The 19,508-nt window shown below is 61.6% G+C and carries 16 protein-coding genes; 6 read left to right on the forward strand and 10 right to left on the reverse strand.

The annotated features are described in order from the left end of the window. Positions 1-65: 65 nt before the first annotated feature. The 10 genes from AC3WP6_RS14190 to AC3WP6_RS14235 all read right to left on the reverse strand — a co-directional run bounded on the left by AC3WP6_RS14190 (position 66) and on the right by AC3WP6_RS14235 (position 11,110). Entirely contained in the window at positions 66-1,733 is a 1,668-nt protein-coding gene (locus AC3WP6_RS14190; RefSeq protein WP_492628260.1) for an ArnT family glycosyltransferase, read from the reverse strand. Continuing rightward, a complete protein-coding gene (locus AC3WP6_RS14195) occupies positions 1,730-3,445 on the reverse strand; it encodes a glycosyltransferase family 39 protein (RefSeq protein ID WP_492628261.1) in 1,716 nt (571 codons plus the stop codon). Before AC3WP6_RS14195 ends, AC3WP6_RS14190 begins: the two co-directional genes overlap by 4 nt. A 209-nt stretch (positions 3,446-3,654) precedes the next feature. Continuing rightward, on the reverse strand, positions 3,655-4,797 hold the full coding sequence (locus AC3WP6_RS14200) for a glycosyltransferase family 9 protein (protein WP_492628262.1): 1,143 nt from the start codon (positions 4,795-4,797) through the stop codon (positions 3,655-3,657). A gap of 73 nt (positions 4,798-4,870) precedes the next feature. Next, positions 4,871-5,674, reverse strand: a complete 804-nt coding sequence (locus tag AC3WP6_RS14205; RefSeq protein WP_492628263.1) for an SDR family oxidoreductase — start codon at positions 5,672-5,674, stop codon at positions 4,871-4,873. 21 nt (positions 5,675-5,695) lie between these two features. Next, on the reverse strand, positions 5,696-6,349 hold the full coding sequence (locus AC3WP6_RS14210; RefSeq protein WP_492628264.1) for a tetratricopeptide repeat protein: 654 nt from the start codon (positions 6,347-6,349) through the stop codon (positions 5,696-5,698). Further along, positions 6,346-7,020: an iron-containing redox enzyme family protein gene (locus AC3WP6_RS14215; protein WP_492628712.1), complete on the reverse strand. Its 675-nt coding sequence runs from the start codon at positions 7,018-7,020 to the stop codon at positions 6,346-6,348. The genes AC3WP6_RS14210 and AC3WP6_RS14215 overlap by 4 nt, the downstream gene beginning before the upstream one ends. After that, complete coding sequence (locus AC3WP6_RS14220) at positions 7,007-8,500, reverse strand: AMP-binding protein (RefSeq protein WP_492628265.1); 1,494 nt, start codon at positions 8,498-8,500, stop codon at positions 7,007-7,009. Before AC3WP6_RS14220 ends, AC3WP6_RS14215 begins: the two co-directional genes overlap by 14 nt. Further along, positions 8,497-9,234: a thermostable hemolysin gene (locus AC3WP6_RS14225; RefSeq protein ID WP_492628266.1), complete on the reverse strand. Its 738-nt coding sequence runs from the start codon at positions 9,232-9,234 to the stop codon at positions 8,497-8,499. The genes AC3WP6_RS14220 and AC3WP6_RS14225 overlap by 4 nt, the downstream gene beginning before the upstream one ends. A 169-nt stretch (positions 9,235-9,403) precedes the next feature. Further along, positions 9,404-9,904, reverse strand: a complete 501-nt coding sequence (locus AC3WP6_RS14230; protein ID WP_492628267.1) for a hypothetical protein — start codon at positions 9,902-9,904, stop codon at positions 9,404-9,406. Between the two features lie 3 nt (positions 9,905-9,907). Further along, positions 9,908-11,110, reverse strand: a complete 1,203-nt coding sequence (locus tag AC3WP6_RS14235; RefSeq protein ID WP_492628268.1) for a hypothetical protein — start codon at positions 11,108-11,110, stop codon at positions 9,908-9,910. A gap of 220 nt (positions 11,111-11,330) precedes the next feature. Between AC3WP6_RS14235 and AC3WP6_RS14240 the strand changes: the two genes are divergently transcribed. From AC3WP6_RS14240 to AC3WP6_RS14265, 6 genes are all read left to right on the forward strand, one after another. Beyond that, complete coding sequence (locus AC3WP6_RS14240) at positions 11,331-13,088, forward strand: sensor histidine kinase (RefSeq protein ID WP_492628269.1); 1,758 nt, start codon at positions 11,331-11,333, stop codon at positions 13,086-13,088. Between the two features lie 10 nt (positions 13,089-13,098). Then, positions 13,099-14,472: a sigma-54-dependent transcriptional regulator gene (locus tag AC3WP6_RS14245; protein WP_492628270.1), complete on the forward strand. Its 1,374-nt coding sequence runs from the start codon at positions 13,099-13,101 to the stop codon at positions 14,470-14,472. Positions 14,473-14,585: 113 nt separating this feature from the next. Next, complete coding sequence (locus tag AC3WP6_RS14250; RefSeq protein WP_492628271.1) at positions 14,586-16,199, forward strand: glucosyltransferase domain-containing protein; 1,614 nt, start codon at positions 14,586-14,588, stop codon at positions 16,197-16,199. 491 nt (positions 16,200-16,690) lie between these two features. Then, entirely contained in the window at positions 16,691-17,605 is a 915-nt protein-coding gene (locus AC3WP6_RS14255) for a glycosyltransferase family 2 protein (RefSeq protein WP_492628272.1), read from the forward strand. Between the two features lie 52 nt (positions 17,606-17,657). Continuing rightward, positions 17,658-18,149, forward strand: coding sequence for a GtrA family protein (locus tag AC3WP6_RS14260; protein WP_492628273.1), 492 nt, complete (start codon positions 17,658-17,660; stop codon positions 18,147-18,149). Between the two features lie 227 nt (positions 18,150-18,376). Then, positions 18,377-19,291 carry an MlaA family lipoprotein gene (locus tag AC3WP6_RS14265; protein WP_492628274.1) on the forward strand — a complete coding sequence of 305 codons (915 nt, stop codon included), beginning with the start codon at positions 18,377-18,379 and terminating at the stop codon, positions 19,289-19,291. Positions 19,292-19,508 lie beyond the last annotated feature (217 nt).

The following is a 19,508-nucleotide window of genomic DNA, read 5'->3' on the forward strand; positions in this document are numbered from 1 at the left end:
GGCCGTTCGCTCATGTGCCGTTTCTCTCTGCGCGATGGTGCGGATTACGGCCACTGAGGCACGAGCTATCCAGGGTGGTCGACATGGTCCGGTTGGCTGTAGCGAAGAAATGCCGGCGATGACCAGATGCCCATCCACACGCCGCGGAACGCATGGAAATAGAGCGCGCATCGTTGATCCCCCGGCACGGGATGGTTGGAATAGGTGACGAGCATCCCGGAGGGATGCGCTGCAGCCCAGGTCCGTCCTTCCCGGGGTCCCGCCAGAGAGGTGATGGGTGCTGTCAACCGGCCTAGGAAGTGGAACTGACCGTCGTAGGTTTCCACGTTGGCGACCGGCCGACCCTGTGACTGGGCGCGTGCGAGCAAGTCGGCAGCGGGCTGCAGGTCGAAGGCTGGCCAGAAGGATATCGTGAACATCGCATTGGCGGCGGCGACGCCAAGCAACGCTGCCGCCGCCGTGGTGCTGATCCGACTTTCAGCTCTCAGCAACCAGACAGCCAGAGCCAAGTAGACAATGCCCAGCAGCAGATGGAAGCGCAGCAGCGCGGTCAATTGCGGCCAATGCGACCCTAGCCCCAGCCCCTCTCGTTCCGATATCCAAGGCAGCATCAACAGGGAAACACCGATTGCACCGAAGAGCAACGCCAGGGGCCATGGCCCCAGCCAGCGGTTCTGCATTTGTGCTGGATGCGTTTTTCCCAGCCTCACGATGGCAACGGCCAGAAGCAGTGCGAAGCCGGCAAATTCCGGCAGCAGGTAGTACGCCTGCTTGCCGCTGATCAGCGAAAACACCAGCAGCACCGGGGCCAGCCACGAGACCAGGAATCGCATGCCCGGATCGAATGGCCGACGCAGCTTGGACAGTGCCAGCCACAAGCCGGGCCAGAGGGAGAACGGAAAGATCAGCACCCACAGGATGGGCAGATACCACCAGAACGGTTTGGCGTGGGCGAATGCGTCCACCACCCGGCCAGTCGTCTGATGAAACAGCAACTGCTCTCGGTACGCGGCACCACCAAGCATGGATGCCGGCAGCGCCCAGGTGGCCAGGACAGCGAGCCCAGCCAGCAAAACAAGCATACCGCCCATGTACCAGCGCCGCTGGTGTTGGCGTGCCCAATGATTCCAGCAGGGGCCGAGCAGCCACGGAAATGCGACATGCAGCAGCATGACGGGCCCCTTGGTCAGCAGGCCCGCTGCCAGCGCTAGGGCAAACAGGAACGGTCGCGGCGACTCACGGCGCGCGCTCGGCAACAGGGCCAGCAACGCCAGCAGCACGCAGTTCGCCAGCAGCACCTCGTACATGGTCTGCAAGCCGAACAGGAAGCCGTAGCTGAAGGCCATCAAAAGCCAGGGGGTCGCTCTGGCTACCGCTTCCCTGCCGGGGAACAGGCGACGTCCCAGCAACATGGCCATCCATAGCTCCGTTGCGCCGAGAGCGACCTCCAGCACACGCGGCCACGTGTCGCTCACGCCGGTCACGCTCCAGCCGAGCTGGATCAGCCAGAACAGCAGTGGTGGCTTGTCGCTGTAGGGTGCTCCATTGAGAAAGGGAACCATGAAGCTGTGCCGGTGCCACATCTCCCATGCCACAGAGAGGCTGCGAGTGGAGTACATCGGCATCGGCCCATGCTGAAAGATGCTCAGCAGGGCCACCATCACCCAGAGGGGAATGGACGGCCACCACGAATGGCGGTCTGCGAAGCCGACCGGCCCATCGAACAAGCTCATTGCCCTGCCTGGACAGGCGGGCCAGATGCGCGGGCTTTGCGTCGAATCACCACCAGGTTGCCTACCGCAGGATCGATCTCCTGGAAGGGCAGTCCGTCACGGCGCAACCGCTGCAGCACGCCCAACTTGACCACCGCCAGCGCATCGTGACTGGCTTTCCAGCGTACTTCGAACGCGGGCAGGTCGGCGATATAGCCTGCGGGGCGCGAGGCGAGCCCCGGCGCCAGGTCATCGCGATGTTCGGCAACCACGGTCACCAGTCTGCCAACGTAGAACGGAAGCCCACCCTGGTAGGCCTTGACGACAAATATTTCGGTGTCCGGATCCATTGCAGCCTTGACGACCCGGGCGACGGGAGCGGCCGACGTCAGCTCGACGTAGGGCTGTGACGAAACGAATACCAGCTGCCAGGCAACCAAGGAGCTCAGTGCCAGCACGTGGATGGCCAGAGGACGTCGCCCCCGCTGGGCTGCCCAACTCCCCACCATCGCGGCCAGCGAGACGATCGCCAGCCCCTCGGCCGCACCGCGCAGAGCTCCCCGGATAGTTTCCTCGTTAATGCTGCGTACCGTCAACATGCCAATCACCACCGCCGCTGCGGCGCAGGCGGCGAGCGTGGCCAGCCACCACAGACGCCGCACCAACGCATTGACTGACATGCGCGCGACCAGCCAGGCCAGCAGCAAGGCGGCGGCGGGCCACAGAGGCAGCACGTAGAAGGTGAGCTTGGAGTGCGAGGCGGAAAAGAACAGGAAGGTCACACCCACCCATACGAGCAGAAAGCGCCGGGCGGGATCGCGAACATCCAGCACCTTCCAGTCAGATCGCCGCCACGGCAGCATCAGGGTCCAGGGAAACAGTCCCAGCACGACGACAGGGATGAAGAATCCCAGGGGCTTGGAACGCCCATCGTCGCTGGTGAGGAATCGTGTGAAATGCTCCCGGATGAAAAAATAGTCGAAGAACTCCGGATGCACCCGGCAGATCATGACGAACCAAGGGGCTGCGATCAGCGCCATGACGAGCAGTCCGATCCACGGCGAAGTACGCCAGATCATTCGGAGGTCACGTTGCCACAGCACGAACACGACCAGCGCCAGTCCGGGCAGCACGACGCCGATCAGCCCCTTGGACAAAATCGCCAGCGCAAGTGAGGCCCACATGAGGACATTCAGCAACGTTCGTTGATGTGCTGCGGAGGGATCGAACTGGGCGACCAGGAAAAGGGCCATCCCGATGCCTAGAAATGCGGTCACGCCGACATCCAGGGTATCGATATGGGCGGCCAAGGCGAACAGCAGCGAGCTGCCGAGTATCACCATTGCGTAGCCCCCGACCTCACGGCCGAACACACGCCGGCCAGCCCATCCCACGGCGAGCATGGCCAGCAGCCCGGTCAGTGCACACCACAAGCGTGCGCTCCAGGGATGAACGCCAAACACCAGGTAAGCGGTGGCACTGGCCCAGTAGTGCAACGGGGGTTTGTCAAAGAACAGAAATCCGTCCAGGCGCGGTGTGACCCAGTCATGGCTGACCAGCATTTCCCGTGCAATCTCGGCGTAGCGCCCCTCATCCGGTTCGCCGAGCGAGCGCCGCAGGCCCACGCCCCAGGCAAACAGCCACAGGATGCCCAGCAGCACCGATCCGATCGGGGCTGGCAGCCAGGTGGGGCTGGCGGAAACTGATTCAACGTTCAAAGGCGTGCTTTTCATGCTTTTCCCTTACGACGTGTGGCAGGGCTGGATGAACCGCGAAACGAGGCCCCATCCCTCACCACGAGCCGGTTGTCCTGGAGCCACGGTCGGAACCACCCGCTACGCCGGCGCAAGTGCCTTTCAGAGACAGTGACCAACGAATCAAATAGGTCGGCATCAGACTTGGCTTCGATGGTTGGACTTCTCCGGGCCTGGATCACCACGCGCTAGCCCGGATGCACGGGAAGCACTTCCGGTGCGCATGAGGTTTGCTTCTGCACCGACATGGCAGCTCGGGGTCGAGCCGGGTCTTGGTCATGCGCGCCGATGGGGGCCACGACTGATGACCGGTCCAGCACCTCGGCGTAGGCGTCGACAATCCATTCGGCACAGTCTCGCGCCGAAAGGTCGCCCGTCTGGAGCGCCCGGCTGTCATGGCCGTACGGCTCGTAAACGGCAGAATCGGTGATCGAGAACAGGCCCACCGTGGGTACGCCGGAGGCAACTGCCAGGTGCATCACGCCACAATCGGCGCTGACCATCAGATCCGCCGCCGCCATCACAGATCCCATGCGCCGGATGTCGGACGAGTAGTAAGCCGGCCACGCGCCATCCAGCATGGACTGGCCATGCATGGGCAGGAACTCGACGATGCTGGCGTGGGGAAGTCCTTGCACCAGGGTCGCAATGAACTCTCGCCACCAGTCCTGCGGATACCGCTTGGCACCGGTCGCATTGGCAAAAATGCCCACCCGATGGCGAACGACTGAGTCGTCGAAGTCAGGCAGGATTTCAGCCAGCAGCGTCTTCCCTTGTTCGCGCTCGCCTGCGGTCAGGCGGATGTCCATCGAGGGAAACTCGGCGCCATCGCCGTCGGTGTGCTCGTTGATCCAGCGCACGAGGTTGATCGCTCGCTTGGCCATGTGTCGCATGGCTACCGAGCGTGGTACGGCATGAGTCAGCCCCGAGCCATTGAGCCGATCATCAAAGCCGAGCTTGTAGCGTCCATAAAGAAACTTCGTCATCGCGCGGCTGAAATTCGAGCCGAGACAAGGGTCGACGATCAAGTCATAGCGTGTCTTGCGAATGCGCAGCAGCAGTGACAGGAAGGCCCATGGATGCTTGAAGCCGCGTCGCGGCAGACAGTAGATGTTCTTCACGCTGAAGAACGTGGGAAAAACTTCGGCAGCAATCTGTCCTTCAGACAGGATGTCGATTTCCGCGCCCTTGAAGCGATGTTCCAGTTCGGCGATGAGCGGCGTGAGCAGCAGCGTATTGCCCAGCCGGTGGTTCGGCCGGCAGACCAGGATTCGGTAGATACCCTTCAATGGCATGGGTGGCTGCCACGGGCTGGCATCAGCGGCGTTCAATGGGCGCTCCAGGCAGGAGAATTCATGGTCCCGTCGGAGATCAAGCGGGGACCGTTGGTGCGGCATGCGCGGCTCACGGCAGGCCACCCGCGTACCGGCTGATCGCGGGAACCATCTTTTTCAGCGAATGATCGACAAGGCGCGGGCACAAAGCGTTCAGCCGCGCGAAGAAACTCTCCGGAAACCCCAGGTAAGCTTCGTCCTTTTCCTTTTCGATGGCTTTGGCGATGTGCTTGGCGACCCACGCCGGTTCGTCCATGCGCATCATTCCCTCGGCAGCCATGGCGTGCACCGCGCGTGGATTGAACGTCGTGCGCACGCCGCGCGGCGACACATAGGTGACCCCGATGCCGGAGCCCGTCAGTTCGCGACGCAGCGCCTGCGAGAACCCACGAAGGGCGAACTTCGTCGCCGAATACGTGGCGAACCCGGGGTAGCCGATGCTGCCGAACATCGAGCCGATGTTGACGATGCGTCCACTCCCCTGGGCAAGCATCGCCGGCAGGACTTCACGGGCCAGCTGCATCGGTGCCTGCAGGTTGATCTGCAGCATCTGCTGGATCGTGGCCGGGTCGGATGCACTGAACAGCTGGAAGTCCATCAGACCCGCCAGGTTGATCAGTATGTCGAGCCCCCCATAGGTCAGATGCGTCCGTCGGATCGCACATTCGCGCTCTTGTGCATGTGTGATGTCCGCCTGCACCACGACGGCATCTAGGCTCTTTTCTTCCACCAGGTGCCGCAAGCTTGCGATGGAGGCATCGGTGCGACCGACCAGACAAAGTCGCGCGCCCCGGCAGGCCAGCTCCTGACACAGGTCCCGGCCGATGCCCCCTGCGGCGCCAGTGAGCAGGATTCGTTTGCCTCGAAGGTCCATTTTTCCAGCCCTAGTCGTGGATCAGTGAACCGAGTTGATCGTCTGGATCAGTTGTCGGATCTGGCGACGGCGCCCCGCGTCGGCGAGTGGCTGATCGGCTCGTGGCGGCGCCGCCAACGCCTTGTCCAGCGCCGCCAGCGCACCCGTCTTGTCGCCACTGCGATAGAGGAAGTTGCCCTGGAAATAATTCGGATCGATGCCCTCAGGATTGAGCTGCAATGCCTTCTGGAACATGACGCGTGCCTTGTCCTTGTTGCCGAATCCAATCGGCCATCCGGGCACACCGTCGTAGAGGCTTCCGAGCGTCGTGTAGATCGAGCCGTGCATGACGTCCGGATTGATCTTCTCTGCTTGCAGCAGCAGGTCACGCGCCTTCCTCGCCATACCCAGCGCACCCAGCCCGCCGTGCTCACCGGCATGGGTACTGAGGATGATGGCTTGCCAGACTTTCGGTTCGGCGCGCTGCGGGTACTGTGCGACCAGTGCGGAAGCGTTGGCCTCCAGTGCCGTATAGGCATCATCCTGACCCGATACCGGGACCTCGTACGTCACGTGAGCCCAGCCGTGTTCGAGGGTGATCAGCGCCGCATCGAGCGTATCGGCCCGGGCAGCCGGCGCCAGCGCAGCGAGGACCAACGAACAAGCCATAAGACGCAGCAGCGAGACGATGTTCATCGCGCGGCCTCCGGCTGGCCGCAAGCAACGTCAACGGCTTGGAAGATCGCCCCATAGAGCCCGTAGAACCGGTTGGCTGCATGGATCACTGCGCGCTGGTCATCGGCTGCGTCCAGACGGTTGACCACGCCTTCGTAGAAGCCGGTATGTTCCTGGTCCAGCGTTCCGTGCGAGGTCAGGTAACGCAGTGCCTCCGCCGGCAGATCCAGGGCGCGGCGGATCGCATCGGCAGCAAGCGTGGCCAGGGCCGCACTAGTGCCCTCCAGCACGAACACCATGCCGAGAAAGCCCAGCGGGTTGCCACGGCGGATGGTGTCGTGGGCATAGGCAACCATCATCTCCGTCGCAGGCAGGGGAGGATTCAGCCGTGTCGCGCTCGAGTCGCCGCCGCAGGCGTCGATGTCATCGAGAATCCACTGCTCGTGGCCGATCTCCTCCTCGATGTATTCGGTGACCACCGGATGCATCCAGCGCAAGCGTTCGGGCAGGTGGTAGCCCATGCCCATCATCAGCGGCACGGTGTGCCGCACGTGGTGGTATGCCTGCTGAAGGAAGGCAAGGTATTCCGCGCGCACCACATCGCCGCGTAGGGCTCGCTGGATAATCGGGATGGCGAGAAAAGCCTGACGACTGGCTTCGGTCTCGTGCACTAGGCGCTCATACATCGACATGGTTTGCTTCGCTTGCATAGAGTTGTTCCAGAGCATCGGCAAAATGGTGTGCAATCGCCTCGCGATCAGGCAGCCCGGTGCTGCGCGCCAGACGATTGACCTGCGAAAACGGCGCGTCGGCGAGATACCAGGCGGCGACGCGTGCGTAATCGGGTAATCGCGCATTGGCCGCGGCTACGGCAGCGACGATCTGCTCGGGGTGTGCTGCGGGATGTACAACGAGTACGGCCACGTTGCGCGCGCGCCCCTCGCCGAATACCGCAGCTTGCATCACGGTGGAACCTGCGGTCAGTTCGCCTTCGACCCATTCCGGCGACACATTTCTGCCGAAGGCCGTAGCGAAGGCCGTTTTTTTGCGGCCGGTGACATGCAGGTACCCATCGGCATCGAGGTGCCCCAGGTCGCCGGTGGGCCACTCGGCAGGAGGCATGGCCGCACTGCCCAGGTAACCGCCGAACAAGCATCCGGCGACAACGATTTCGCCATCCTCCGCAATACGCACGACAGCATGCGGCAATGGCATGCCTACGCTGCCCGGTCGTTGTGCCTCTGCTCGATTCAGACTGACGACAGAGCCTGCCTCGGACAGACCATAACCTTCGTACACCGGCAGGCCGAGCCCGCGTGCGCGTTCGATCAGGGTCAACGCGCACGGTGCACCACCTACCGCGACAAAGCGCAGTGAGCCGGGCAGGCTCGCTCCGGCCGCAACACATTCCACCAGCAACTTCAGTAACTGCGGCACCAGGATGGTCGCGCTGGGCAGGTACCGATGGAGTGCGGCAATCAACATCGCAGGCTGCACCACACTCGATCCGGCAAAGCCGCAGCTGGCCAGCGATGGCAGGGCTGCCGTGCTTCCGGTCAGCAGCGGTACGTAGATGCCACCGATGTTTTCCAGCAGGGTTGACAGCGGCAGCAAGGCGAGGCTGCGGTCCTCCGCACCAGCACCCACCGCACCTGCCAGCGACAAAGTCACGGCCTCGATCGCCTGCGCGGAGAGGCAAACCCCGCGCGGTTGTCCGGTGGTGCCCGAGGTATAGGTGATCTTGCAGGTATCCGCTGGCAGCGAGTGCTGCGCTGCTGCCGGACGGGAAAACAGCAGCAGCTCGCGGCCGGCGATCTTCACCGACCCGGTGGGCAGCAGCTCGACAAGCAGTGCGACCCGCTGCGGCTGATCGGTAATGATCAGGTCGGGTGCCGCATCGTCGATCAGGTGGCGAATCTGCCCATCGGTGAAGAACTGCGGGATCGGAATGCTGACCGCCTCGTTGCGTGCCAAGGCCAGGTCCGTCACTGCCCACGCGTTGCCGTTGTCGATCATGCTCGCGACGCGCTGCGCTCTGAACATGGACGCGGCATGCGCGATGATGGCCGGCAGGTCGCCGTAAGTGAGCGATCCACGCTCGTCAAGCAGCGCCACGTTGCGGGGATGGTTGGCCGCATGGGCGGTAATGGCGTCCAATACGAGGCGCATCATTCAGCCCCGCACACCGCAGATGCAGGGCACGCGAACAGCCTCGCCCGTTCCTCCATCTCATCCAGTAACGAGCGGAGCATGGGTTGGGCGTGCCCTACGTGGCGGTGAAGTTTCTGATAGCCCGAAGCCACGTTGCCGGCACAGACGACAGGCCCCGTCTGGTAGTAGTTTCCCCACTGCGCCCCCTTGTCATCGAGCAGCAGCGGGCGGGCGGAAACCAGCGCAAGCGGCTGCAGTCCCAGTCGCTGAAATGTGTTGATCAGTGTGCGTGTCGCGGTAAACAGAACCCAGCGATATCCCAGCGCGTGCAGGAAACAGGTGGACGCAGCAATGACCCAGCGAGCGTCGCCCGGGTTCTCCAGCGCGAGGCTGCCCACCTCAACCAACTGTTCGCGCGAGATGGCCTCACCAATTCGCTCGCCAATCAATTCCTGGGCCGATTGATCGAGATATTGCTCGGCGAAAAGGCGGCCGGTCAGCGCACTCCGGAAACCGACCACCGCACGTGGGTGTCCCCGATCGCGAAAGCTGAGCAAGCTGGGATAGAACGACCGCACGTCGGCCCGATAGCGCCGGGAGAACACACTGTGGACGAAGCCTTCCGCTTCCCCGCGGTGATCGTGACGTGCATCCACCACATCGATGTGGATGGGCGCGCCAAGTTCCGAAAGCAGTGGTTGCACGCGATCGAGAACGCAGGGGTCGTTGCCGGATCGGTCGGCAGGAAAGTGCATGGATGCTTCGCTCGCGGCTGGAGGGCTTGTGCCTCCAAAGCGATATCCATGCCATCAAGTCATTTGCTTGATTAATCGATGTATTTCATGAAATGACCAGGCGGGCGAGGCGCGCAAATTCTGCAGCACGCAAGAAATGTCTGCACGGATTGTTGGTCGATACGCGAATTCAGGGTGCCACGTGCTCTGGACACGCCGCCGCCGCCGCGGTCGCGCTGGGCAAGCTCAACTCGAACACCACCCGCACGCTCGAATCCACATAGCAGGACGTCACGTAGCCGATGGCGCCAGGGGTGGCGGCCACGAAGCGCACGACTGCCTGTTGCGAGCCAAGCACATAAGGCGGGCTCACACCCTGGAAATACTGTCGATTCCAGTAGTCATCCTGTTGCGCGTCCGGCAGGTGGGTAACTTCCCGGGCAAACGCTTGTCGCAGCGGGGATCCGGCGGGCAAATTGACGGGAATCAGACGTAGGCCGTCCTTGTCGACGAAGATTTTCTTGAGAAAGACATTTCGCAGCGTATAGCGATCAAACGCAAGCCGGGGTGCCTGCGACGCAGTGATCACCACGATGTTCAATGATCCCGCCCATGCGCCGCCGATCCCTGTGGACAGGAGGCCGCAGATGGCAAGAGCATACAGCCGGAAGCGTGCACCGGAGTCGAGCATGACTTAGAAAAGCACCGCAGCGGAGGCCAGCCAGCCGGGAGGCGCGGACTCCGCATCGCGATTGCCCTCGCTACGCTCGATCTTCAGCACGATTCCCTGCACGGGACGGTAGTTGAGACCGAAGGTTCGCAAGGTCGTGACCTTGGCCGATACCGAAGTCTGATAGCGCTCGTATCGTCCGATCAGGTAGAGCTTTCGCCATAGTGGTACCGCCGCCTGCAGGAAGCCGCCCTGCTGGGTCTGCACGCCCGCATCGGGGCTAGTGCGGTGGATCGCTTCGCCGGTAAGGTTGACGTAGCGCGCCGTCCAGCTGAAATCCATGCCAACCAGCTGGAATCTCCGATGCGGCGACTGCAGGGTGTAGTCGAGGTAAGAGAAGCCGACGCTGAAGCGATCATCCAGCATGTGGTACAGCAATCGACCACCAAAGGCCTGGTGAAAATTGTTGCGGAGGGAGCCGTCCGCGCCGAACGAGCTGAAGGCCTTGTCCTGCTCCGGGCCGAAACCGAGGTTCTTGCTGTCGTCGGCGAAGACCCAGTAGTCAAGATCACGACCGTGCAGTGGAACCGTGCCAAATGCCATGACGCCGCTGGCATGACGTGCAAACGCGGCCGATGTCGTGAGCGGCCGGGAGACAGTCCAGGTCAGTGGATAGGCATGGATCAGGTTCCACTGCCCTACCGGTGTAAGGAATTTTCCGAACCGGAACGTGATGGCCTGGTTGGCATGGTAGTCGAGGTACAGGCGCTCGATATCCAGTTCGGAGTCTTCCCCGCTGGAGTGGCCCGCGAGACTGAGGCTGTCGCCGGCATCCACTTCGGAGAAGAACTGCCAACGCGTACCGATATCCTTGGTGATGAACAGGCTGGTATCACGAAAGCGCAGCGTGGCGGGAAGCCCTTCCACGTCGTAGTACTGGAGGTTGGCATAACCGCCGATGCGCAATCCCTGCTGCGGGAAATAGAGTCCCTGCCCGAGCTTGTACGGCGCTGGTTGCCAACTGCCATCATCGGCGGCACAGGCTACGTTGCCGCACCCAAGCCCACCAGCCAAAATGAGCAGGATCGCCAGGATCCGGCATCGCATTGTCAGCTCGCTGTAGGTGCTCATGGATAATTCTCGGTGCAACGGATGGGTGAAGCGCAGGGTACTTCGGAGCCAGCCGGAACAAGAACTGCCTTTCGGTGCGAGCAGGATGAAATCCATTCATACGTTCGACTTGGGCAGGTTGTCGACACGGCGGATTCTGCGGCATTGAACCTCCAGCAGCAAAGCATCCACCAACACTGCTTGCCGTTGATCCATTGCGTCGGCCACACTGATGGCCATGAAGGTCGACCGCAATGCGTCATGACCAGTTGTCTTCCGGATCCTCTCGGCATCCCATGAGCAAGTGCTTGTCCATTGCGGCTGAAGGGTACTCGTCGTGACCACCCGATCCGCCCTGTTCCGTTTGCTGGCCTGGATGCTTCTCGGTACGGTGACTGTCGTCGGTGCGCTGTCGTTCTACGAATTTCGCCGCGCGCTGCAGACCGAAATCGCCAGCAACCTCGAGTTTGGTGCCAGCACGGTAATGCAGCGTGTCGATATCTTCATGTTCTCACACGTGGAGAACATGCTGGTCTGGCGCGATCTGGAGGTAATGCAGGACATTCGCATCAGCGACGTCGACAAGCGTCTTTCGCATTTTCTGTCCAACCTCCGCGCTGGACAGGGTACGGTGTATCGCTCCCTGCTCTGCACAGATGACAGCGGTCGCATCGTTGCAGCGAGCGACGCTGCCTTGATCGGCCAGCAGGCACCGCTCGCTTCAGCCTGGATGCCTATTCCCGGTGTGCAACTGAGGGATGTCTCGATCGCCACTGCTCAAGGCAGCCGGCCACAGGCCACCATGCTGCGCACGCCGATTGCCAATGCGTTCGGCAAGGGAACGATCGGCTACCTCTACGTGCTGGTGAACTGGGACACCATCCGTGCCCTGCTTGACAGTGCTGTCGACAAGGGCAACCGCAGCCTGTTGCTGCTCGATCACGACGGCCAGATTATCGCCACATCCCGTTCCCTGCGCGACAGACCGGAGCGTCGGCAGATCAGCCTGCGGAACTGGTCACTGCCGGCACAAGGTGCGGTTTCCTATATCCATCCTGGTCGTGCGCTCGGTCTGGGCGAGCTGCTGGTCGGTGCAGCCACCTCCAGCGGATACCAGCAATTCCGGGGGCTGGGTTGGCACATCCTGATGGTTGAGCCAACTGCTGTTTCGTTCGCACCGATCTGGCGTCTGCTGTGGGCGATGCTCGCGGTGCTGCTGCTGACTCTTCTGACCGGCATCTGGATTTCATCACGTGTTGCCAGCCGGATATCGCGGCCCATCGTCGCGCTCACCGAATTCGCCCGGCAATTCCGCCAGGGAGCGGCGCAACTGCCGGCCGTGCCGGAGACAACCATTTCGGAGGTCGAGGAGCTGCATCATGCCTACGTCGAGATGATCGGTGCACTGGAGCAATCACGCGAGCAGATCGTGCGCGCCGGCAAGCTGGCGGTCGTCGGTGAGATGGCCGCCATCATGGCGCACGAGGTACGTACGCCGATGAGTATCGTGCGCAGTTCGGCCCAGCTGCTGGAGCGGCAACCCAATCTGGGCGAAAAGGAACGCGAGCTGATTGGCTTCATCATCAGCGAGACCGAGCGGTTGAACCGGTTGGTGACGATGCTGCTGGAGTGTGCCCGCCCGCAGCCACCTGATTTCAGGCCGCACGATCTGCATGCGATCATCGACGGCGTGCTTGGACTGCTTGCTTCCCGCGCTGAAAATGCCGGGGTCGCCCTGACCCGCGAAACCTCCGCAGTGGACATGGTGCTCGACTGCGACCGGGAGCAGATGATGCAGGTGTTCCTGAACCTGATCCTCAACGCGCTGTCTTTTGTGAATGCGGGAGGCCGGGTTGCCGTGAGTACGTATCGTGATACCGACGCCATGTGGATCAGCGTGGTGGACGATGGGCCGGGTGTGCCCGAGTCGCTGAGGCCGCGCGTTTTCGATCCTTTCTTCAGCCGGCGAGAAGGCGGAATTGGCCTTGGCCTGACCATCGTGCAGCAGATCGTGCAGGTACACGGTGGTGAGATCAACATCGACGAGAGCGCCTGGGGAGGTGCCGCTTTCAACCTTCGATTCAAGACACCATAGGCAAGTACAGATGAGCGTGAAGCGGATCCTCGTGGTCGACAACGAACCCAAGATGCGGCGTATCCTCGAGCTGGCGCTGAAGAACATGGGCCATCACGTGGAGCAGGCCGCCGATGGTGAGGAGGCACTCGCTGCGATTGAGCGCGGCGTCTTCGACCTGGTTCTGACCGACTTGCGCATGCCGCGCATGGATGGCATCGGGTTGCTCAACGCGCTACGCGATCGCAAGGTCGAAGTGCCTGTGATCGTACTCACTGCCTATGGCACGATCGAGACCGCCGTGACGGCCATGAAGCTCGGGGCGGTTGACTACATCATTCGACCGTTCGAGATGGAAACCCTCGAGCTGGCGGTAGGCAGGGTGCTGGCGATGCAAACCGTGCAGCGTGAGAACCAGTTCCTCAAGGACGAGTTATCCCGTGGCTGGGATGAATTCATCGGCATCAGCCAGCCCATGCAGGTTCTGTACGAGTTGATCCAGCAAATTGCACCCTCGCGCAGCAGTGTCTTCGTCGTCGGTGAAACCGGCACGGGCAAGGAGCTGGTCGCGCGCGCGCTCCATCGCGCATCTGGCCGGAAGGGCCTGTTCGTTCCGATCAACTGCGCCGCGATTCCCGCCGAATTGCTGGAGAGCGAACTGTTTGGTCATGCCAAAGGCGCCTTCACAGGGGCGCTCAGCGAACGCATCGGCAAATGCGAGTTAGCCAGCGGTGGCACGATCTTCCTCGACGAAATCACCGAAATGCCGTTGGCGCTGCAGGCCAAGCTGCTGCGTGTGCTGCAGGACGGCATCATCGAGCGGCTCGGTGCGAATGCATCCATCGCCGTCGACCTGCGTGTGATAGCAGCGACCAACCGTGACCCGCAGGCCGCCATCGACTCGGGTCAATTGCGCCGTGATCTTTACTTCCGCCTCAACGTGGTACGGGTTGCCGTCCCCCTGTTACGCGATCGGATGGGCGATGTTCCGGCACTTGCCGAGCATTTCCTTCACCAATATGCGCTTGAGCTGGGGCGGCGCACACCGCGGCTGGCGGCGTCGGCAATGAAAAAGCTCGAACACTATGCCTGGCCAGGCAACGTGCGCGAACTGGAAAACCTGATGGAACGCGCCGTCGTCCTGTGTCGCGGCGAGGAGATCCTGCCCGAACACCTGCCCTCCGAGATTGCACCGGTGGCCGACAAAATCAAGCCGGCATCCACGCCGGAACCGTTGTCCGATGCCGGCACCTCGCTATCGATGAAGACCCTTGTCGAGTCACTGGAGCGCCAACTCATCGAGGCCGCATTGAAGCGCAGCGACAACAACAAGGCCGGTGCTGCCCGTCTGCTTGAAGTCAGTGAACGAGCGCTCTGGTACAAGGTCAAGCGCTACGGCCTCTGAATGGGATTCCAGCCGGGTTGTCGCAGGATAATCCCGATGGCAGCGTAACGATCCACGCAGGCGGCTGGCATCGCTGCACGCAGCCGCCAGCCATTGATCCGAGGAGTTTGTGGGTGGACTTGCCATTGTCTCGAGAGAACTCCGGTCAGGCAGAGGCGCGGCACGGCTCGCGCGATGTGTTTGGCATCCTGCTGCTGATGTATTCGCTGATCCTCTATCCCCTGTTGCGTGCGGATCGCTACTACAACGACGACCTGAAGCGGGCGCTGGTTGGTCGTGCCGGATGGGATTCCAACGGGCGGCCGCTGACCACCCTGGTCATGCGCATGCTGCAGAGCTATGACCATGCGATGGTCGATATTTCGCCACTACCCCAGATCGGCGCGGTTGCGATACTGGCTTGGGTGGGAGTTCTTCTGGCGCGCCGATACTCGATCGGCTCGTCGTGGATGGCGGCGCTCGTCGCGTTTCCCCTGGGCGCACAGCCGTTCTACCTGGAGAACCTTTCCTTCAAGTTCGATGCCCTGAGCATGAGCCTTGCCATGCTTCTTGCTGTCCTTCCGATACTGCAGCTGAGCGATGACCGGCGTGGGTGGTGGCTCGGAGTGTTGGCTCTTTTCGGGAGCCTTTGCTTCTATCAGCCAGCGCTCAACGTCTACCTCGTATTCATGCTGGTCGGATGGGTGATGATGCAGTTGCAAAGGGTGCATCCATCCCTGCTGGCGAAGAAAATCATCTGGCGTTTCCTGCAGGTTGGCGTGGCCATGCTGATTTACTACCTGCTCGTTGGCATCCACATCAGTGGTTGGGTGAAGCACTCCTCGGAGAGAATTCACGGTTGGCGTGAGTCGCCGCTGCTATTGACCCATTTCGTCGATTTCTACGACTACATCGGGAGCAGTTTCAGCGGGCACTGGTGGATGTATTTCGGTCCGCTGCTGGCCACACTCGCGCTGTTTCCCGCCGTCATCGGCATACGCTATGCGCTCAGTTTCCGCACCGAACAGCAGTCACCGATTACGGTGCTGCTTTGCGTCGCGGCCGTGCTGACGCCATTAGCTGCGCTGGTCGCCGCGCTCGGCCCGATGTTGCTGTTGCGCCAGCCCGAAATCGGGCCACGGGTGCTGATGGGGCTGGGTGCCGTGCTGGCCGGATCGTTGGTCGTGATGCAGGCGGCGTTGCGTCAATGGCGCGGCTCACCCCAATGGGCGGTCGCGGCAGCGTGCATGTTGGCCTTGGGGATGTGCGTACTGGCCAGCGCCTACGGCAACGCCGCCCTTGCCCAGAAAAACTATGAAGACAATATAGCCAGCAGGCTGGCCGACGATCTTGCCCACTTGAAGGTGAGTCGCGGGGTTCATGCCTATCTGCTGGACGGCACGGCAGGTTACTCGCCGGCCACCGCACACGTGATCGAACAGCTACCACTGGTACGCGCCCTGGTGCCGTCGTATCTCACCTCTGACAATAGTTTTCAGACCCCCGACTTTCTAGCCTTCCATATCTCGGGCGTAACCAATCTGCAGGCACACGATGATGTGCCCGCCCAGTCACTGGTGTCGTCGTTGCTGGCGCGCGCCTGCCTGATGCCGGCTGATGTGATCACAGCCCACTACCGACTCTACGTTGTCGGCGACACTGCGGTGGTTCGGTTATCGGGCTCAGGCAAGTCGCCCAAATGTGTCGATGGAAATGAGGCTGAAAGCAGGCCGGAAGGCCAGCCGTGAACACGGGCCGTCGACGCGTGAAGTGGGTTTTTCTGGCAAGAGTTGTCCGGCCCTTGGTGAAATTTGGGGCAACTCCGCAACCGACATTCTTTGCAGACAAAGTTTGCAGACTGCAAGGAATGCAGGCAGCAAATGACCCCTGACAAGCGGGTAAAATTCATCAATTCAACGACTTGAACGGTTGGCGCGAATCTCGCTTGGTGTGGTCGAATCTCCCGCAACGCGTGCCGCATGCCCGCCATCGATCATCTCATCATTCGCGGTTCCCGCCCTTGGCTTCTGATCCGCTGTGGCGTGAGTTCACCGTGCCCTTCATTTTCAATCAGGGCACACGCCTGCGATACCGCCAAAGCGACGCTCCATGCATCTGCATTTCCTCAACTCGACGTCAGCGTCGGATCATCGGTGCGAATGGTACGTCTCACCGTCCGGGGGACCAGACTTTGACGGCTACTGGCATCTCTGCAAGGCCATCGTTGATCTCCGTGGTCATGCCCGCGTACAACGAGGAGGATACCCTCGGCGTCACGTTTCATCGGCTGGAGCAGACTTTCGCTGGTACGCCCCACGAATGGGAGCTGGTGTTTGTCAACGACGGCAGCGAGGATCGTACCCTGAAGAAAGCCACCACCTATCGTCCAACGGCGTTCCGTATGGTCGTGGTGGATTTGTCGCGGCACTTCGGAAAAGAGGCGGCGCTGAGCGCGGGGTTGCGTGCTGCTTCGGGTGATGCCGTGATACCGCTTGACGCCGACCTGCAGGATCCGCCGGAATTGCTGCTCGGCATGATCGCGCGTTGGGAGTGCGGGGCCGAAGTGGTGGTGGCAAAACGCTCGAACCGAAGTTCCGATGCGTGGGGAAAGCGGGTCTGGGCGAATTTGTTCTACCGCACATTCAACATGATCTCGGATGTGCACATCCCGGAAAATGTTGGTGACTTCCGGCTGATGGATCGCGCGGTGGTGGACGCCATCAATAACCTTCCCGAGAACCGGCGATTCATGAAGGGTCTGTTTGCCTGGGCCGGCTTCCGTACCGAGGAAATCGAGTACGTGCGCCCCGCGCGCGCAGCAGGTCAGACCAAATTCAACGGCTTCCGCCTGATGAGTCTAGCCATGGAGGGTGTCACCTCGTTCTCCACGGCGCCGCTTCGTCTGGTGACCTATGTTGGCGGCAGCGTCGCAATCGCGGCGATCCTCTATGGCGCATTCATCGTCATGCGCACCTTGGTCTACGGAATCGACCTGCCCGGTTTTGCCTCCATGGTATCTCTCATAACGTTTCTGTCGGGCATCCAGTTGCTCGGCCTCGGCATAGTCGGGGAGTACGTCGGGCGAACCTATATCGAATCGAAGTCGCGTCCTTCCTATGTCATTCGCAAGGTGTACCGTTCCGGTGCCGACTGACTGTCGCCGCTCCAAGCTGCCTTCGATGCGAGGCTTCTTGATCAGTCGGCTCATGAGGCACGGGATAGGAAGACAGCTGGCCTTCTACCTTGTCGTCGGGATTGCCCAGCTTGTCATTGATTGGATTTGTTTTGTCCTGCTTACCGCTTGGGGTATGCCGGTAGCTCCGGCCAACGTGATCGCGAGGGTGTGCGCCGCCATCCTTGGCTTCACAGCAAACGGCACGGTGACCTTCAAGTCCCGGCTCAAGCCTGCCCAATTCGCCCGCTTCGTGACGGCCTGGATTCCACTCACGCTAATAAACACGTCGGCCGTGTGGGCCCTTGATGCGATCGGCGGGCTTCATTTTGCATGGTTGATAAAACCTCTCCTGGACGCGTTGACCGCTGCTGCAGGGTTCATAGTGGCACGACACTGGATTTTCCGGGCCCACGTAAAGCAGCCAGAGGCGGTGTCGGGTTCACTCCAACTGAAGTCTGAATCGGTCAACGACCGGCCTGATATCAGAACTGCAAGCGACGAGCATCCCCAAAGGAAAGTCTGATCAATGCCCAACTATGTCGGTTCTCCACCCCTTCACTCAGCGGTGAAAGTATCCCCAAGGTCACTGACCACCGCGGGCTTGCAACCCGCGTTGCCCGTTGGCGCGCAGTTGGAAATCGCATCATGTTGACGAACGGGTGCTCAACTTGCGGGGTGCGGCAGAATTTCGTGTCCGCAGGTTCAAAATCGTGCGCCTTGCCCCAACCCCGTCGGCCCAATTCAATGCCCATGCGAGGCATCCGCCATTGCCACATTATGCGGAGCGCGATTGTTCCCGCGTTGGCGTCTTTCCTGGTTGCCTGCGCGGTAGCGCCTCCGCGCACCGACGACCCGCTGCAGAAGTTCAACCGGAAGATGTTCGCCTTCAATCAGGTCGCGGACAAGGTGGCGATTCGACCGGCTGCCAAGGCATACGTCAAGATCACGGGCCCCAAGGAACGAGCGCTGATCAGCAATTTCTTCTCCAACCTGCGCTCGCCCGTCACGATCATCAATGATGTGCTGCAATCGCGCCCCGGGCCAGCGCTGGAAACCACTGGTCGATTCGTGGTCAACACCACAGTCGGGTTACTCGGCTTTTTCGACCCAGCCAGCGCCATGCGGTTGCAGCCGAACCCCACCGATTTCGGGGTGACCCTGGCTCACTGGGGCGTGCCCGAGGGACCATATTTGGTGTTGCCGTTCGTCGGCCCAACCACCGCACGCGACGTCTGGGAATTGCCGGTGGACGGCTATCTCGATCCTCTGGGCTGGTACGCCCGCGACTATTCATTTGCATGGCACGCGCAATATCTGCCATCGGCCGTCTATCTCATAACCCTGCGCGCCAGTGCGCTTCCCCTCGACAAGTTACTCGCCTCGGCGTACGACCCGTACGCCTTCCTGCGCGACGCCTACCGTCAGCACCGCTTGTACGAAATCTATTACGGCAACCCACCGCTGTCGGCAATGGAGGAACTACAAGGTACCAGCCCCGCCGCGCAGAACAGCGAGGACATCGACCAGTTGCTCGAACAGCAGCATGCGTACGAAAAAGCGCACGGTCTCAATGACGGCGGTGCACCGGCGCCCGCCAGTTCGACGGCTCAGCCAGCGCACGCGAGCAGCGCGGTGCAGCCGGCGCCTGCAGCCACGGGTTCCTGATGCGGTTGCATGGATTGCGTGCTTGGCAAGTGCCGTCGCGACATAAGCGGCCGCCGAAGTTCTTCGATGCTCACGGTTTGAAGAGATGCACGAAACCGACCCCGAAGCAGCCGGGTAGCCAGCTCAGGCTCAGCGGCGAGTGTTCATGAGACGCCCAGATGCCGGTGGCAGTCCCGATGGCCCAGCCGACCAGCACGTCGATCTGCCAGTGGTCCCG

The sequence above is a fragment of the Rhodanobacter sp. FW106-HT46G03 genome (genome assembly GCF_058789895.1).

Coding starts and splice junctions, on each gene's coding strand:
- AC3WP6_RS14260 (WP_492628273.1), top strand. CDS start 17,658: ATGAGGCACGGGATAGGAAGACAGCTGGCCTTCTACCTTGTCGTCGGG.
- AC3WP6_RS14225 (WP_492628266.1), bottom strand. CDS start 9,234: ATGCACTTTCCTGCCGACCGATCCGGCAACGACCCCTGCGTTCTCGAT.
- AC3WP6_RS14220 (WP_492628265.1), bottom strand. CDS start 8,500: ATGATGCGCCTCGTATTGGACGCCATTACCGCCCATGCGGCCAACCAT.
- AC3WP6_RS14195 (WP_492628261.1), bottom strand. CDS start 3,445: ATGAAAAGCACGCCTTTGAACGTTGAATCAGTTTCCGCCAGCCCCACC.
- AC3WP6_RS14265 (WP_492628274.1), top strand. CDS start 18,377: ATGCGAGGCATCCGCCATTGCCACATTATGCGGAGCGCGATTGTTCCC.
- AC3WP6_RS14235 (WP_492628268.1), bottom strand. CDS start 11,110: ATGGATTTCATCCTGCTCGCACCGAAAGGCAGTTCTTGTTCCGGCTGG.
- AC3WP6_RS14255 (WP_492628272.1), top strand. CDS start 16,691: ATGCCCGCGTACAACGAGGAGGATACCCTCGGCGTCACGTTTCATCGG.
- AC3WP6_RS14190 (WP_492628260.1), bottom strand. CDS start 1,733: ATGAGCTTGTTCGATGGGCCGGTCGGCTTCGCAGACCGCCATTCGTGG.
- AC3WP6_RS14230 (WP_492628267.1), bottom strand. CDS start 9,904: ATGCTCGACTCCGGTGCACGCTTCCGGCTGTATGCTCTTGCCATCTGC.
- AC3WP6_RS14210 (WP_492628264.1), bottom strand. CDS start 6,349: ATGAACATCGTCTCGCTGCTGCGTCTTATGGCTTGTTCGTTGGTCCTC.
- AC3WP6_RS14215 (WP_492628712.1), bottom strand. CDS start 7,020: ATGTCGATGTATGAGCGCCTAGTGCACGAGACCGAAGCCAGTCGTCAG.
- AC3WP6_RS14245 (WP_492628270.1), top strand. CDS start 13,099: ATGAGCGTGAAGCGGATCCTCGTGGTCGACAACGAACCCAAGATGCGG.
- AC3WP6_RS14205 (WP_492628263.1), bottom strand. CDS start 5,674: ATGGACCTTCGAGGCAAACGAATCCTGCTCACTGGCGCCGCAGGGGGC.